The sequence below is a fragment of the Sphingobium mellinum genome, from assembly GCF_037860795.1.
In the GTDB taxonomy this organism is placed as follows: domain Bacteria; phylum Pseudomonadota; class Alphaproteobacteria; order Sphingomonadales; family Sphingomonadaceae; genus Sphingobium; species Sphingobium mellinum.
In genome coordinates this window covers 70,756-84,308 of sequence record NZ_JBANRK010000001.1, presented here as the reverse complement: position 1 = coordinate 84,308, position 13,553 = coordinate 70,756, and the positions used below count along the sequence as shown (strand labels likewise).

The 13,553-nt window shown below is 64.8% G+C and carries 15 protein-coding genes and 1 pseudogene; 5 read left to right on the top strand and 11 right to left on the bottom strand.

From position 1 onward, the window contains the following. Positions 1 to 8: 8 nt before the first annotated feature. Positions 9 to 671: a uracil-DNA glycosylase gene (locus AAC640_RS00440; protein ID WP_340264103.1), complete on the top strand. Its 663-nt coding sequence runs from the start codon at positions 9 to 11 to the stop codon at positions 669 to 671. Here AAC640_RS00440 and aguB read toward each other — a convergent pair. The 5 genes from aguB to rpsD form a co-directional block, all read right to left on the bottom strand. Next, positions 659 to 1,507 (bottom strand): N-carbamoylputrescine amidase, encoded by an 849-nt coding sequence (gene aguB / locus AAC640_RS00435; protein WP_340264102.1) that lies wholly within the window; start codon positions 1,505 to 1,507, stop codon positions 659 to 661. The two genes, AAC640_RS00440 and aguB, sit on opposite strands and share 13 nt — an antisense overlap. A 14-nt stretch (positions 1,508 to 1,521) precedes the next feature. Beyond that, positions 1,522 to 1,875, bottom strand: coding sequence for a DUF3147 family protein (locus AAC640_RS00430; protein WP_422794936.1), 354 nt, complete (start codon positions 1,873 to 1,875; stop codon positions 1,522 to 1,524). Next, entirely contained in the window at positions 1,875 to 2,858 is a 984-nt protein-coding gene (locus AAC640_RS00425) for an agmatine deiminase family protein (protein WP_340264101.1), read from the bottom strand. The genes AAC640_RS00430 and AAC640_RS00425 overlap by 1 nt, the downstream gene beginning before the upstream one ends. A 162-nt stretch (positions 2,859 to 3,020) precedes the next feature. Then, entirely contained in the window at positions 3,021 to 4,667 is a 1,647-nt protein-coding gene (locus tag AAC640_RS00420) for a M28 family peptidase (protein WP_340264100.1), read from the bottom strand. Between the two features lie 131 nt (positions 4,668 to 4,798). Further along, positions 4,799 to 5,413 carry a 30S ribosomal protein S4 gene (gene rpsD / locus AAC640_RS00415; protein ID WP_340264099.1) on the bottom strand — a complete coding sequence of 205 codons (615 nt, stop codon included), beginning with the start codon at positions 5,411 to 5,413 and terminating at the stop codon, positions 4,799 to 4,801. Between the two features lie 177 nt (positions 5,414 to 5,590). On the opposite strand from rpsD, the gene AAC640_RS00410 reads away from it, so the two are divergent. Continuing rightward, positions 5,591 to 5,890 carry a chorismate mutase gene (locus AAC640_RS00410; RefSeq protein WP_340264098.1) on the top strand — a complete coding sequence of 100 codons (300 nt, stop codon included), beginning with the start codon at positions 5,591 to 5,593 and terminating at the stop codon, positions 5,888 to 5,890. Positions 5,891 to 5,913: 23 nt separating this feature from the next. Here AAC640_RS00410 and AAC640_RS00405 read toward each other — a convergent pair. From AAC640_RS00405 to rpiB, 4 genes and pseudogenes are all read right to left on the bottom strand, one after another. Beyond that, positions 5,914 to 6,624: pseudogene (locus tag AAC640_RS00405) on the bottom strand (RNA methyltransferase); the annotation flags it as partial. Positions 6,625 to 6,739: 115 nt separating this feature from the next. Further along, positions 6,740 to 7,201: a transcriptional regulator NrdR gene (gene nrdR, locus AAC640_RS00400; RefSeq protein WP_340264096.1), complete on the bottom strand. Its 462-nt coding sequence runs from the start codon at positions 7,199 to 7,201 to the stop codon at positions 6,740 to 6,742. A gap of 91 nt (positions 7,202 to 7,292) precedes the next feature. Then, positions 7,293 to 8,606: a serine hydroxymethyltransferase gene (glyA, locus tag AAC640_RS00395; RefSeq protein ID WP_340264095.1), complete on the bottom strand. Its 1,314-nt coding sequence runs from the start codon at positions 8,604 to 8,606 to the stop codon at positions 7,293 to 7,295. 12 nt (positions 8,607 to 8,618) lie between these two features. Further along, complete coding sequence (gene rpiB, locus AAC640_RS00390) at positions 8,619 to 9,056, bottom strand: ribose 5-phosphate isomerase B (RefSeq protein ID WP_340264094.1); 438 nt, start codon at positions 9,054 to 9,056, stop codon at positions 8,619 to 8,621. Between the two features lie 102 nt (positions 9,057 to 9,158). Here rpiB and AAC640_RS00385 point away from each other — a divergent pair, with 102 nt between their 5' ends. Beyond that, positions 9,159 to 9,356, top strand: a complete 198-nt coding sequence (locus AAC640_RS00385; protein ID WP_340264093.1) for a hypothetical protein — start codon at positions 9,159 to 9,161, stop codon at positions 9,354 to 9,356. Here the strand turns inward: AAC640_RS00385 and AAC640_RS00380 are convergent, their stop codons facing one another. Further along, positions 9,357 to 10,442, bottom strand: coding sequence for an HPP family protein (locus tag AAC640_RS00380; protein WP_340264092.1), 1,086 nt, complete (start codon positions 10,440 to 10,442; stop codon positions 9,357 to 9,359). Between the two features lie 166 nt (positions 10,443 to 10,608). Continuing rightward, a complete protein-coding gene (locus AAC640_RS00375; protein WP_340264091.1) occupies positions 10,609 to 11,265 on the bottom strand; it encodes an alpha/beta hydrolase in 657 nt (218 codons plus the stop codon). Positions 11,266 to 11,412: 147 nt separating this feature from the next. Here AAC640_RS00375 and AAC640_RS00370 point away from each other — a divergent pair, with 147 nt between their 5' ends. Together AAC640_RS00370 and AAC640_RS00365 are read left to right on the top strand one after the other, a co-directional pair. Then, on the top strand, positions 11,413 to 12,459 hold the full coding sequence (locus AAC640_RS00370) for a cysteine desulfurase family protein (RefSeq protein WP_340264090.1): 1,047 nt from the start codon (positions 11,413 to 11,415) through the stop codon (positions 12,457 to 12,459). Further along, positions 12,456 to 13,547: a cysteine desulfurase family protein gene (locus AAC640_RS00365; protein WP_340264089.1), complete on the top strand. Its 1,092-nt coding sequence runs from the start codon at positions 12,456 to 12,458 to the stop codon at positions 13,545 to 13,547. The genes AAC640_RS00370 and AAC640_RS00365 overlap by 4 nt, the downstream gene beginning before the upstream one ends. Positions 13,548 to 13,553: the final 6 nt, after the last annotated feature.

Here is a 13,553-nt window from a genome sequence, read left to right as displayed (position 1 = left end):
GCGTCGCCATGACGCTGCAAAGCCCCCTCGCGCAGAGCGAGCCGCCCCGTGACTGCCCGCACTGTCCGCGCCTTGTCGCCTTGCGGGAGCAGTGCCGCGCGGAGCATCCCGAGTGGTGGAATGCGCCGGTGCCGTCCTTTGGCGATCCGCAGGCCCGGATCGCGCTGGTCGGGCTGGCGCCGGGGCGTAATGGCGCGAACCGGACCGGACGCCCCTTCACCGGCGATTTCGCAGGGGAATTGCTATATGCGACGCTCGCCAAATTCGGCCTGGCGGAGGGGCGGTATGAGGCGCGGGCCGATGACGAGCTGGTGCTGAGCGGCGTGATCATCGTCAATGCCGTTCGATGCCTGCCGCCGCAGAACAAGCCGCTGCCCGAGGAAGTTCGCAATTGCCGCGCCTTTCTGGAGCCAGCCCTCGCAGCCTTGCCGCGTGCCCGCGTTTTCGTCGCGCTGGGCCAGATCGCGCACCAGTCGACGGTCAAGGCGCTGGGCGGCAAGCTGCCCAAGGCGCGTTTCGATCATCTTGCCGAACATCGCATGCCCAGCGGCAAGGTCGTGATCGATAGCTATCATTGTTCGCGCTACAACCAGAATACGGGGCGGCTGACCGCCGAGATGTTCGAGGCCGTGTTCGCCCGTGCCGTCACGCTCGCCGGTCAGATGTCCTGAGCGATCCGGGCGTAAAGCTCGGGCCGACGGTCGCGGAAGAAGCCCATGCCGGCACGGTGCTTGCGTGCCTGCGCCAGATCGAGCGTCGCCACCAGCGCGCCGCTGTCCCTCGCGTCGGCGTCCGCGAGGAAATCGCCCCATTCATCGGTGATGAAGCTGTGGCCGTAAAATGTCTGGCCATCCTCTTCGCCGATGCGGTTGGCCGCGATCACGGGCGTGCAGTTGCTGACCGCGTGGCCCAGCATCGCGCGGCGCCACATCCGGCTTGTATCGAGCTCGGCATCATAGGGCTCCGACCCGATTGCTGTCGGATAGAAGAGCATTTCCGCGCCCATCAGCGCCATGACGCGCGCGGCTTCGGGATACCATTGGTCCCAGCAGATGCCGACGCCGATCGTGCCATATTTGGTGGCCCACACCTTGAAGCCCGAATTGCCGGGCCGGAAATAATATTTCTCTTCATAGCCGGGGCCATCGGGAATGTGGCTCTTGCGGTAGACGCCCATGACCTCACCTTCATCGTCGATCATGGCGAGCGAATTATAATGATGCTGGCCGTCACGCTCGAAGAAGCTGGTGGGGATGTAGACGCCTTCCGCCCTGGCGAGCTTGCGCATTTCCTGGACGGCGGGATGCTGGTCCAGCGGCTGAGCGGTCGCGAACAGCGCCTCGTCCTCCACCTTGCAGAAATAGGGGCCTTCGAACAGTTCGGGCGGCAGGACGATCTTTGCCCCGCGCGCGGCGGCCTTCACGACATGGCCGGCGACCATGTCGATATTGTCGGCCATGTCGTCGGAAAAGGCGAGCTGAAGGGCGGCAACGGTGACTTTGGTCATTTCGATCAGGGTCCCTAGAGGCGAATGCCCATGCGCGTGGCGATGGCGACGGTGAGGAGATAGAGAAGGATCGTCAGCACGCAACCGACGATCAGCGCCGGCGCGAAGCAAATGCCCCGCCGCAGCAGAAGGGGGATCAGCAGGAACATCGGCAGCGACGGGATGACATAGAAGAAGGTCGCCTCCGCATGGCGCGCCATATTCTCCGCGTCAGGCTTGTCGTTCCACAGCCAGATCATCCCCAGCACCGAGATCAGCGGCAGCGATGCGATCAGCGCTCCGAGCCCCGGGAAGCGGCGCGAGACCACCGAGACGATGGCGACGAGGATGCCGGACAGCAGCGCCCGCAGCGCAAGCATCGCGGTCATCAGCCGGCCGGCATCTGCTGGCTGCAACAATGGAAGCTGCCCCCGCCGGACAATATGGCATCGCTTCGCAGGGGGACGACGTCCCGGCCGGGGAAAAAGGGCCGGAGGGCGTCGAGCGCGGCCTGGTCATTGGGCTGGCCATAGATGGGCACGATCACGGCGGCGTTGCCGATGGCGAAGTTCATGTAGCTCGCCGGGATCACCTCGCCATCCACCGTCACGCGGCCGGGGGAGGGCATGGATACGACCTCTACCCCGAACGCTTTTGCGCGCGCGCGCGCGTCGGCGTAAATGGCGGCGTTGGGATCATCGTCGCTACTCGCCTCCGGCAGCGCGAGCACCCCCGGCGCCACGAAGCGGGCGAGATTGTCGACATGCCCATCGGTATGATCGTTGATAAGGCCTTCGCCCAGCCACAGCATGTTGGACAGGCCGAGCGAACCGGCGAGCAGCGTTTCGATCTTGCCGCGGTCGAGCTCGGGATTGCGGTTGGGGTTGAGCAGGCACTGTTCGGTCGTCACGAACAGGCCGGTTCCGTCGGTATCGACCGCGCCGCCTTCGAATATCCAGTGCTGGGTCGATGTCGTGAGGCCGGTGGCAGCCGCCAGCCGGGCGCCGACATCTTCGTCTCCGGGCATCTGATATTTGCCGCCCCAGCCGTTGAAGCCGAAGTCCACCAGAGCGCGCTCATGACCGCGCATCACGGCGATGGGTGCTGTATCGCGCAGCCACACGTCGCCGAGAGGCTCCACCAGGATGGTGATGCCGGGATCAACCAGAGCGCGCGCCGTTTCCGCGTCCGCTTCGTTCGCCACCACGAGCCGAACCTCTTCGCCCCTCCCGCCGGCGTACAGCGCATTGGCAAATGCCGTGATCTGCCGACGCGCGTCGTCGAAGGCGCCGGGCCATTCGGCGGGATTGGTGGGAAAGCCGATCCAGGTCCATTCATGCGGCGCCCATTCTGCGGGCATGCGGAAGGTCATGGGCGTTGCTCCTGTGCTGGCGATCCTGAAGGCGCGCTCTACAAGATTGTGGCCTGCATGACAGCGGCAATTAACGGGGCCAATCCACCTTTGTCGCCCCGGTTGAGCGGCGAAGGGAGGAACAGGGCCGTCGTGCCTTGGCAGGGCCAGGATCGGTTTCCCTCACTTCCCGGTCCGGCTCCGGTCCCGGATGGCGCGAAATTCATCGCCAGGCATCCAGTTCGGCCAATCGGTCGTGTTCGCAAGCGCGCGACCGACGTCATAATAGAGTTTCAGGTCCGCCTTGACCCCGCTCCAGTCCCATTTGGGATCATATTCGTCCTTGGGGCCATGATAGCGATGCTCTTCATAATCCTTCGCGGCCCTGGCGCCGGCGGCGGGGCCGCCCTTCACCAGGTCCTGCCCGCCTTCGAAATAAAGCATCGGCACGCCATGTTTGGCGAAGCTGAAATGGTCTGATCGATAGTAGAACCCCTTTTCCGGCGTCGGCTCCATGCTGGCAATGCGCTTCTGCGCGGAGAGGGCCCGGTCGAGATAGGCGTCGAGTTGCGATTTACCCTTGCCGATCACCACGACATTGCGCGCGAGGCCGGCCATGCTGAGCGCGTCCATGTTGACGCCGCCCACGGTCTGACCGAGCGGGAAAACCGGATGGTCGCCATAATAGGCCGATCCGAGCAGCCCCGATTCCTCGGCCGTAGTCGCCAGGAACACCTGGCTGCGATCGGTCGGGCCGGCTTTCACATTGGCTTCTGCCAGTGCGACGAGCGCTGCTGTGCCCGTGGCATTGTCGACCGCGCCGTTACAGATGTCATCGCCGTCGGGAGCCGCCTCGCAGTGGCCCAGATGATCCCAGTGCGCGGCGTAGAGGACATATTCATCGGGACGGGTCTTGCCGGGCAGCAGTGCCACGACATTTTTAGAACTATGCTTGCGCGCCGCAGTGTCAAAGCGCACCGACGCCTTCACGTCCTTGAGCGGAACAGCCTTGAAGCCGCGCCTCTTCGCGGCCGTCATCAGCGTGTCGAGGTTCAGGCCGGCGCTGGCCATGAGTGCTGCCGCCTTGTCCTTCTGCATCCAGCCGATGGCGGCGGACTGGCCGGCGTTGCCGTTGGCGCCGTCGGCGACATGCTGTGGGCCGGTCCAGCTGGATTGCACCACGTTCCAGCCATAGGCGGCCGGAACCGTGTCATGGATGATGATCGCAGCCGCCGCGCCCTGTCGCGCGGCTTCCTCGAACTTGTAGGTCCAGCGGCCGTAATAGGTCATGGCTCGCCCATTGAAAGGGCCGCGCAGGCCGGGCATCTGATAGTCGGGATCATTCACCAGGATGATGACCGTCCTTCCCTTCACATTGACGCCGGCATAGTCATTCCACTTCTTTTCCGGCGCATGGATGCCATAGCCGACGAAGACGACCGGGCTGTCCTTCACTTTCACCTGGCTCTGTCCGGTGCGATAGGTGGCGATCACCATTTCGGGGCCATAGGTGGCGGACACAGCGCTCTTTCCGCCGGTGAAGCGGAGCGGCGAGACATTGCTCGTCGTGATTTCGACGAGCGGGACGTCCTGGAACCAGCTGCCCTTGTTGCCGGGCTTCAGGCCCAGCGCCCGAAACCGCTGCACCAGATAGGCAAGCGTCTTTTCCTCGCCCGCCGTCCCTGGGGCGCGCCCTTCATAGGCGTCCGAGGAAATCTCCTTCACGACCTCCTTCATCGTTTCGATGGAAGGCCCGGCGCCGGGCGAGGCGGCGGTTGACGCGGTGCTGGCGGCCAGGGCGATCAGAGGCAGGAGGGCAAGCGCGCGCATGGCAAGAGCCTTGAAAAGACGGCGGATGGACAGGTGATGCCAGCAGCCCGTTCGTCGCACAAGGCGTGTTGAACAAACAAAAAAGGCGGCCCCGAAGGACCGCCTTTCCTGTATTTCGCGAGGCCTGGATTTTAGCGCGAATAGAATTCGACGACCAGGTTCGGTTCCATCTTCACCGGATAGGGTACTTCGTCCAGCGTCGGAACGCGGACATAAGTGACCTTGGCAGTGCCATCGGGCGACACATAGTCGGGAATGTCGCGCTCGGGCAAGCTCTGCGCTTCCAGCACCAGCGCCATTTCCTGCGCCTTCTTGCCCAGGGTGATTTCGTCGCCCGGCTTCACCAGGCGGCTTGCGATGTTGCACTTCACGCCATTCACATAGATGTGGCCGTGCGACACGATCTGACGGGCCGACCAGATGGTGGGCGCGAACTTGGCGCGATAGACGACGGCGTCCAGGCGACGCTCCAGCAGGCCGATCAGGTTCTGGCCGGTGTCGCCCTTCATGCGAGCCGCTTCGGTGTAGTTCTTCTTGAACTGCTTTTCGGTGATGTCGCCGTAATAGCCCTTCAGCTTCTGTTTGGCGCGCAGCTGGATGCCGTAGTCCGACATCTTGCCCTTGCGGCGCTGGCCGTGCTGACCGGGGCCATATTCACGCTTGTTGACCGGGCTCTTCGGGCGACCCCAGATATTTTCGCCCATGCGGCGGTCAAGTTTGTACTTCGCGCTGGAACGCTTCGACATGATACATCCTTCGATCTGCTAACAACGATATTCCCGGTCCTCGCCTGCTTGCCACAAGGGGGCAGGGCCACCGCTTCACCGGGGTGCGGGGCCAATCGCGAAGGCGCGCGTATGAAGAAGGGGGGGCGTCATGTCAACCCTCGACAGAGCCGTGCGCTGGCCCTAGTCAGCGCTGCCATGAACCCGGATAGTTATACGACCATGGCAGAGGTCCGCGCGGGCGTGGACGAGATCGACCGGCAACTGGTCGCTCTGCTGGGACAACGCTTCGCCCATATGCGGGCCGCCGCCAGGATCAAGCCGGAACGTGGCGCCGTCCGCGACGAAGCGCGCAAGGCGCAGGTGATCGGGAATGCCCGGGCGCGGGCCGAAAGGCTGGGCGCTCCTGCCGACGTGATCGCCGAGCTGTGGGAGCAACTGGTCGAAGCGTCGATCGCCTATGAGATGGTCGAGTTCGACCGGTTGAAGGGATCATGACCCCTGTCGCAACCGGATCCGGGTCAGCGCGTTCGCGGATTGCCGAGCGCTGACAGCACGCCCCGCAGGGTGCGTACCTCCAGATGGTTCCAGCCCGGCTTCGTCAGCAGATTGCGAAGCGTCCTTTTGGTCGCGGGCGCGCGATCGGCCGGGAAGAAATAGCCAGCGCCCTCCAGCAGCGTCTCGAACTGGGCGATCATACCTTCCAGTTCGGCCTGTGGCGCGGGTTCGCCCAGGTCCACCACTGTGGGCTGTTCCAGCGCGGCCTGCTTTGACCATTCATAGGCGCACAGGATCACCGCCTGGGCAAGGTTGAGCGAACCGAAGTCGGGATTGATCGGCACGGTCAGGATTTTCCGCGCGAGTGCAACGTCTTCAGTTTCCAGGCCCGATCGTTCCGGCCCGAAGACATAGGCGGATCGGCCCTGTGCGGAGTGGATTTCCCGTGCTGCTTCCTCCGGCGTGACGACGGGTTTGGTAACGCCTCGCTTGCGGACGGTCGTCGCATAGACATGAGCGCAGTCGGACACGGCCTCGGCGAGCGTTTCGAAGACTTGCGCCTGGTCCAGAACAAGGTCCGCGCCGGCGGCGGAGGGGCCTGCGTCCGGATTGGGCCAGCCGTCGCGCGGGCTCACCAACCGCATTTCGGTGAGGCCGAAATTCAGCATCGCGCGTGCGGCCTTGCCGATGTTTTCGCCGAGTTGGGGGCGAACCAGGACGATGACGGGGGCAGGGGTTTTCATATCGTTCTCGACACGCTTGAACCGAATGGAGAAGCGGCCATGGACAGGCCGTTTCGACCTCGCTCAATGGCTACTCAGGAGGAACGGAGTGACAAGCAGAACCGCCTCATTCACTCCCCACTTCCTTGATGCTTCCGGCGAAATCCTCGAAATCCCGAGCGTCGGTGAAGTCCTTATAGACGCTGGCGAAGCGGATATAGGCGACGCTGTCGAGGCGCTTGAGTCCTTCCATCACCATTTCACCGATTGCGCGCGCGGGCACTTCGCCATCCCCGCTGGTTTCGAGCTGGCGCTGGATGCCGGAGATCAGCTTTTCCAGCCGGCTGGGGTCGATCTGACGTTTGCGGCAAGCGATTTCAATGGAGCGGGCGAGCTTGTCGCGGTCGAACGCTTCCTTGCGGCCTTCGCTCTTCACCACCCAGATGTCGCGCAACTGGATGCGTTCGAAGGTGGTAAAGCGCGCGCCGCACGCCTCGCACTGGCGGCGGCGGCGGATGGCCGCGCCGTCCTCGGTGGGACGGCTGTCCTTAACCTGACTGTCGTCATGAGTGCAGAAGGGGCAGCGCATGCGGCAATCAGCTCCGGTCGTTTCGAAAGGGTCGAGACCCCAGATGGCACAGCGGCGGGGTCTCGACTACCCTCGATCCGAACGGAAGATATCAGCCTTCATAGATCGGGAAGCGCGCGCAGAGCGCCGATACGCGTTCGCGCACATGGGCTTCGACCGTCGCGTCGCCATGTTCGCCATGATCGCGCAGGCCTTCGAGAACGTCCGCGATCATGTCGCCGATCGCCTCGAACTCGGCAACGCCAAAGCCGCGCGTCGTGCCGGCGGGTGAACCCACGCGGATGCCGCTGGTCTTGGTAGGCGGCAGCGGGTCGCCCGGCACGCCATTCTTGTTGCAGGTGATGAAGCTGCGCTCCAGCGCCTCATCCGCGTCCTTTCCTGAAATGCCGTAGGGACGAAGATCGATGAGGGCGAGGTGCGTGTCAGTGCCGCCCGAAATGACGGCGAGGCCGCGCTGCTCCAGCTTGCCGGCCAGGGCCTTCGCGTTGGTGACGATCGCCTGGGCATAGGTCTTGAACTCGGGGCGCAGCGCTTCGCCGAACGCCACGGCCTTGGCGGCGATGACGTGCATCAGCGGGCCGCCCTGAAGGCCGGGGAAGACCGCCGAGTTGATCTTTTTCGCGATCGCCTCGTCATCGGTCAGGATCATGCCGCCACGCGGGCCGCGCAGCGTCTTGTGCGTGGTGGTGGTGACGACATGGGCATGGCCGAAGGGCGTGGGATGCGCGCCGCCGGCGACGAGGCCGGCGAAGTGCGCCATGTCGACCATCAGCAGCGCGCCGACCTTGTCCGCGATCGCACGGAAACGGGCGAAGTCGAGGTGACGCGGATAGGCGGAGCCGCCCGCGATGATAAGGGTGGGCTTCGCCTCGATCGCCTGCGCTTCGAGCGCGTCATAGTCTATGAGGTGCGTATCCTCGCGCACGCCATATTGGACGGCATTATACCATTTGCCCGACAACGCCGGCTTCGCGCCGTGCGTGAGGTGGCCGCCAGCGTCGAGCGACAGGCCCATGATCGTGTCGCCCGGCTTGGTCAGCGCCAGCATCACCGCGCCGTTCGCCTGCGCGCCGGAATGGGGCTGCACATTGACGAAGCCGCAGTTGAAAATCTGCTTGGCTCGGTCGATGGCGAGTTGTTCGACCTCGTCCGACGGCGCGCAGCCCTGATAATAGCGCTTGCCCGGATAGCCCTCAGCATATTTGTTGGTGAAGACGCTGCCCTGCGCCTCCAGCACGGCCTTGCTGACGATATTTTCCGAGGCGATCAGTTCGATCTGGTTCTGCTCGCGCTTCAATTCCCTGGTGACGCCAGCGAAAACGGCCGGATCGGCATCAGCCAGGCTGCGCGTGAAATAGCCTTCCGCGCGTATGTCGGAGAGATTGGTGAGGGTGGCGGTGCTCATCGGGCAGGCTCCTTAAAGCGCGGGCTGGGTGAGTTTATCGACGCGGCCACTGTGGCGGCCGCCGCCGAATTGGGTGGAAAGGAAGGCAGTGACGCAGGCCTTGGCCATGTCGACCCCAGTCAGACGGGCGCCGAGCGCAAGGACATTGGCGTCATTATGTTCGCGGCTGAGAGCGGCCGACAGCGGTTCGGACACCAGCGCGCAGCGACAGGCGGGGTTGCGGTTGACGGCGATCGAAATGCCGATACCGGAACCGCAGAGCGCGATGCCCCGCTCCGCCGCGCCGGAAGCAACGGCGTTCGCGAGCTTGTAGCCGAAATCGGGATAGTCGACCCGGTCGGCGGTCGCCGGCCCGAGATCATCGACATCATGGCCTTCGGCGCGCAGCCAGTCGGCAAGTTCCGCCTTCAGATCCACGGCGGCATGATCGGAAGCGAGGGCGATTTTCACGGGTTGACTATCCTGTCACGCAAAAGCTGATTCGTTTCCGCGCCTCTTAGGGGCACGGGCGCGCAATTGCCACAGTCCAGCGGGACGCCTATGGCCTGCTTCATGGCAGGCACTATTCTTTCCATCCTGATGCTGGCGGGCGTGCTCCTGACCGGCGGCGGCATCTACGCGATCGCCAAGAGAGGCGATCGCAAGCGCGGTACGTTGATGATCATAGCGGGCCTCGTGATGTTCGCCAATGTCGCGATCACCGCCATTCCCGGCCCCGACGTGCCGCTGCTGGAAAAGCAGCCGAACTGATCAGGCGCGCAGGGCGATCGCGGCGAGGAGGTCAGTCTGCGTGACCAGGCCGCGCAGCATGCGGTCGTCATCCACGACGATCGCCTCGCGCCGGCCGCCATCGGTCAGCGGACGCAGCAGCGCAGCCACAGGCGTTCCTTCATGAACGACATAGGGTTCCGAAGCGATGTCCCGCGCGTGCTCGCCCTGTCGCAACAGATCCAGCGGTCCAATCACGCCGCGCACGCGCCCTGTAGTGTCGAGCACCGGCAGGGAAAGCAGCCTGCGCGCGTGCAGCAAGGCCTGCGCGGTTTCCACCGGCTGTCCTTCGTGCACGGCAATCACGTCGCGCGACATGATCTCGCCGCATATCAGCCGGCCATGTGCGCGCTCGGCGGCGCGCATCTCGGCATCGTGGAGGACAAGCTGCAAGTCGGCGGCGTCGACATCAAGCGTATCGCCATAGGCTTGCAGTGCTTGCTCGACATCCTGTTCCGAAGGCGTGCGCAACAGCGGCGCAGGATCGGTGGTGCCGTGGGCACTGGCGGTCTTTGGCACGACATGGGGATAATTATGGCCGGAGAGGCGATGGAAGATGATGGCGACGGCGACCAGAAGCGCCGTGTTCACGCCCACTGGCACGAAGGCGAACATGTAGCTCGGTGCGCCGTGGGTGGCGCCGAGTACGGTGGATAGCGCCACGGCGCCGCCCGGCGGATGGAGGCAGCGCATCAGCGACATGGCGCCTATGGCGCAGCCCACGGCAAGCGCGGCGGCGATGGTCGGATCGGGTATCAGCCTGGCCACGGTGACCCCTGTCAGCGCCGACACGACATTGCCGCCGAGGACCGGCCATGGCTGGGCCAGCGGGCTGGCGGGCACGGCGAACAGAAGGACGGCGGAAGCGCCCATCGGTGCCACCAGTAGCGGGTGCGCCATGCCGTTCCCCAGCATCAGCCCGCACAGCAAGCCGGTTATGGCTATGCCGCCGATCGCGCCGCTGGCTGCCTTGAGCCGATCGACGAAGCCCGGCCGGACCGGGGCAGGGATGAAGGCGCTGTAGTAGCGGCTCCAGATCAGGCGGGGGTCATTCTTCTGCTCACTCATCAGGCGCCGCCGCTAGAGCGCCGGGCCGCTCGCGCCAAGCGGGAATTTCCTCTTCCGGCCCAATCCTGGCTTGTCCTGGCCAGCGGGAATCGTCGTGCGACTTTGCGCCTGCACGTGAAGAGATGAGGCCGCAGCAGCAGCCCCCTTCATCTTGCGCTCAAGCGATTCAGCGGATCGGCGAGTCCGGCGCCAGGCGCATGTCGAGATAATTGTCGACCGACTTCATCAACTGATCCAGTTCATGCTCGAAAAAGTGGTTTGCGCCACGGATTTCGTCATGATGGATGGTGATGCCCTTCTGGGTCCGCAGCTTGTCGACAAGCTTCTGCACCGCGCTGGCCGTCACGACCTCGTCAGCCGTGCCCTGCACGATGATGCCCGACGAGGGGCAGGGCGCGAGGAAGGAGAAGTCATACATGTTCGCTGGTGGCGCGACCGAGATGAAGCCGCGGATTTCGGGGCGGCGCATCAACAACTGCATCCCGATCCAGGCACCGAAGGAGAAACCCGCGATCCACGTCGTCTGCGCTTCGGGATGGAAGCTCTGCACCCAATCGAGCGCGGCGGCTGCGTCGGACAACTCGCCGATGCCATTGTCGAACGTGCCCTGGCTGCGGCCGACGCCACGGAAGTTGAAGCGCAGTGTCGCGAAGCCGCGCTTCACGAAGGTCTTGTAGAGCGCCTGGGTGATCCGGTCGTTCATCGTGCCGCCGCCCTGCGGATGCGGATGCAGGATCATCGCGACGGGCGCGCGCGGACGGGGTGGGGGGCTGAAGCGGCCTTCGAGACGGCCTTCGGGTCCGGGAAAGATAACGTCGGGCATGGCACCTGTTATGGTTCTGGCCGCCCGCCGGACAAGCGGAAGGCGGTGTGGATGCGGGGGCGCGACACGCCTGTGCTGGCGTTGCGCGGCAGACCGCCTATATAGAAGGCGCGACCATTTCCGCAATCAATGAGTAACACGCCGCCCTTGGACGTCGATCGCCTTTATCTGGACCATGCCGCAACCACGCCCATGCTGCCGGAGGCGCGCGCCGCGATGGTGGAGGGAATGGAACGATGGGCCAACCCTTCCAGCCCCCATGCAGATGGCCGCGCGGCCCGCGCCGCGTTGGAACAGGCGCGCGCGCGGATCGCCGCGGCGCTGGGCTGGGGCGGGCATGTGATCTTCACGTCGGGCGCCAGCGAGGCGATTTCTATCGGCTTGGTTCGCGCCAAGGCGAGTGAGGTCATGACCTCCACGGTTGAGCATGATTCGGTGTTGCGGGTTACGCCGCAGGCAACACGGCTGGAGGTGACGGCCGATGGTCTTGTAAGCCGAGCGGAAAGCGGCAGCCCCGTTGGGACGGGCGGCATCTTGCTCGCGATTCAGCACGTCAACAACGAAACCGGCGTAGTCCAGCCGCTCGACACGATCGACCGCGACGGCGTGCTGCTCTTCGCCGACTGCGCCCAGAGCGCCGGCAAGCTCCCGCTGCCCGAGGCCGACATGATCGCGATCAGCGCGCACAAATTTGGCGGTCCGCCTGGCGTCGGCGCGTTATTGGTCAAAGACCTCGCGATGCTGGAGCCCAGCGGCGGTCAGGAGCAGGGCTATCGAGCGGGCACCGAAAATCTGCCGGGTATTCTTTCGATGGCCGCGGCGCTGGAAGCACGGGACGACTGGCTACCGGCTGCGGCCCGCCTGCGCGCCAGGTTGGACGACGGCATAGAGGCGGGCGGCGGCGAGATCATCGGACGGGACGCGCCGCGCATCCCTGTGATTGCAAGCTACCGGATGCCGGGCGTTTCGGCGCGCGCGCAGCTTATCCAGTTCGACCTCGCCGGCATTTCCGTGTCCGCCGGCAGCGCCTGTTCGTCGGGATCGCTCAAGACCAGCCACGTGCTGCGCGCGATGGGATGGGACGAGCAGGCCGCGGCGGAGGTTGTCCGGGTGAGCTTTGGTCCCGCTACAAGCGAGGCGGACGTGGATCGTTTCCTTGACCAGTGGCGGGCGATGGCAGCACGGGCGCGATGACGATCTATCTCGATTATCAGGCAACGACGCCACTCGCGCCCGAAGCCTTTGACGCCATGGTTCCGCTGCTGCGCGACCAGTTCGCCAATCCACACAGTCCGCATCGCCTGGGGCGCATGGCCGCCGCCCAGGTCGAAATTGCTCGATCGGAAATCGGGCAGCTGCTGCCGGAGGGTGGCCGCCTGCTCTTCACCTCGGGCGCGACCGAGGCGATCAACATCGCGATCCAGGGAGCGCCGCGCGGCGACATCGTGACGCTAGCGAGCGAGCATGCCGCCGTACTCGACACGGCCCAGGCCATGGCCGCGCAAGGGCATCGGGTCATCGTGCTGCCTGTCGGGCCGGACGGGCTGGTCGACCTGGCCGCTGCGGCCGAAGCGATCCAGCCGGGTGTCGCGTTGGTCGCAGCGATGCTGGTCAATAATGAGATTGGCGTGATCCAGCCGATCGGCGCGCTCGCCGACCTTGCCCATCAGGCTGGCGCCTTGTTTCTCTGCGATGCCGTTCAGGGCTATGGCCGGGTACCGATCCCGCGCGAGTGCGACATGATCGCGGTTAGCGCGCACAAAATACATGGCCCCAAGGGCGTGGGAGCATTGTGGTTGCGGGACGGGGTCAATCTTGCGCCGGTCTTTCACGGCGGAGGGCAGGAAGGCGGTCTGCGTTCTGGCACGCTCTCGCCTGCTCTTTGTGCGGGTTTTGGCGTGGCGGCTCGTCTGATGCGCGAACGGGCGGGCGAGGACCGCGCCCATGTCGAAATGCTCTGGACGGAGGCGCGCATGTTGTTCCGGAACTGGGCGTTGAACGGAAGCGCGGAAGCGCGCTATCACGGCAACCTCAATATCCGGCGCAATGGGGTGGACGGGGGGCGTTTGTTGTCCGAATGCCGCGATGTCGCTTTTTCGCTCGGCAGCGCTTGCGCCAGTGGGTCGGGGCGGCCTAGCCATGTGCTGCGTGCCATCGGGTTGTCAGACCGCGAGGCGCGGGGATCGGTTCGGATCGGCTTCGGCCGCTATACGACGCTTGCTGACGTGAGCGAAGCGGCGAGACTGATGAATGAAGTGGCAGCCGCACAAGCGGCGCCTTGAGCAGGG

What these genes read in the sequence shown, in the direction of transcription:
- AAC640_RS00420 (WP_340264100.1), bottom strand. Translation starts at nt 4,667, where the DNA reads ATGCGCGCGCTTGCCCTCCTGCCTCTGATCGCCCTGGCCGCCAGCACC.
- AAC640_RS00380 (WP_340264092.1), bottom strand. Translation starts at nt 10,442, where the DNA reads ATGAGTGAGCAGAAGAATGACCCCCGCCTGATCTGGAGCCGCTACTAC.
- rpsD (WP_340264099.1), bottom strand. Translation starts at nt 5,413, where the DNA reads ATGTCGAAGCGTTCCAGCGCGAAGTACAAACTTGACCGCCGCATGGGC.
- glyA (WP_340264095.1), bottom strand. Translation starts at nt 8,606, where the DNA reads ATGAGCACCGCCACCCTCACCAATCTCTCCGACATACGCGCGGAAGGC.
- AAC640_RS00410 (WP_340264098.1), top strand. Translation starts at nt 5,591, where the DNA reads ATGAACCCGGATAGTTATACGACCATGGCAGAGGTCCGCGCGGGCGTG.
- AAC640_RS00430 (WP_422794936.1), bottom strand. Translation starts at nt 1,875, where the DNA reads ATGACCGCGATGCTTGCGCTGCGGGCGCTGCTGTCCGGCATCCTCGTC.
- aguB (WP_340264102.1), bottom strand. Translation starts at nt 1,507, where the DNA reads ATGACCAAAGTCACCGTTGCCGCCCTTCAGCTCGCCTTTTCCGACGAC.
- AAC640_RS00425 (WP_340264101.1), bottom strand. Translation starts at nt 2,858, where the DNA reads ATGACCTTCCGCATGCCCGCAGAATGGGCGCCGCATGAATGGACCTGG.
- AAC640_RS00365 (WP_340264089.1), top strand. Translation starts at nt 12,456, where the DNA reads ATGACGATCTATCTCGATTATCAGGCAACGACGCCACTCGCGCCCGAA.
- AAC640_RS00440 (WP_340264103.1), top strand. Translation starts at nt 9, where the DNA reads ATGACGCTGCAAAGCCCCCTCGCGCAGAGCGAGCCGCCCCGTGACTGC.
- nrdR (WP_340264096.1), bottom strand. Translation starts at nt 7,201, where the DNA reads ATGCGCTGCCCCTTCTGCACTCATGACGACAGTCAGGTTAAGGACAGC.
- AAC640_RS00385 (WP_340264093.1), top strand. Translation starts at nt 9,159, where the DNA reads ATGGCAGGCACTATTCTTTCCATCCTGATGCTGGCGGGCGTGCTCCTG.
- AAC640_RS00375 (WP_340264091.1), bottom strand. Translation starts at nt 11,265, where the DNA reads ATGCCCGACGTTATCTTTCCCGGACCCGAAGGCCGTCTCGAAGGCCGC.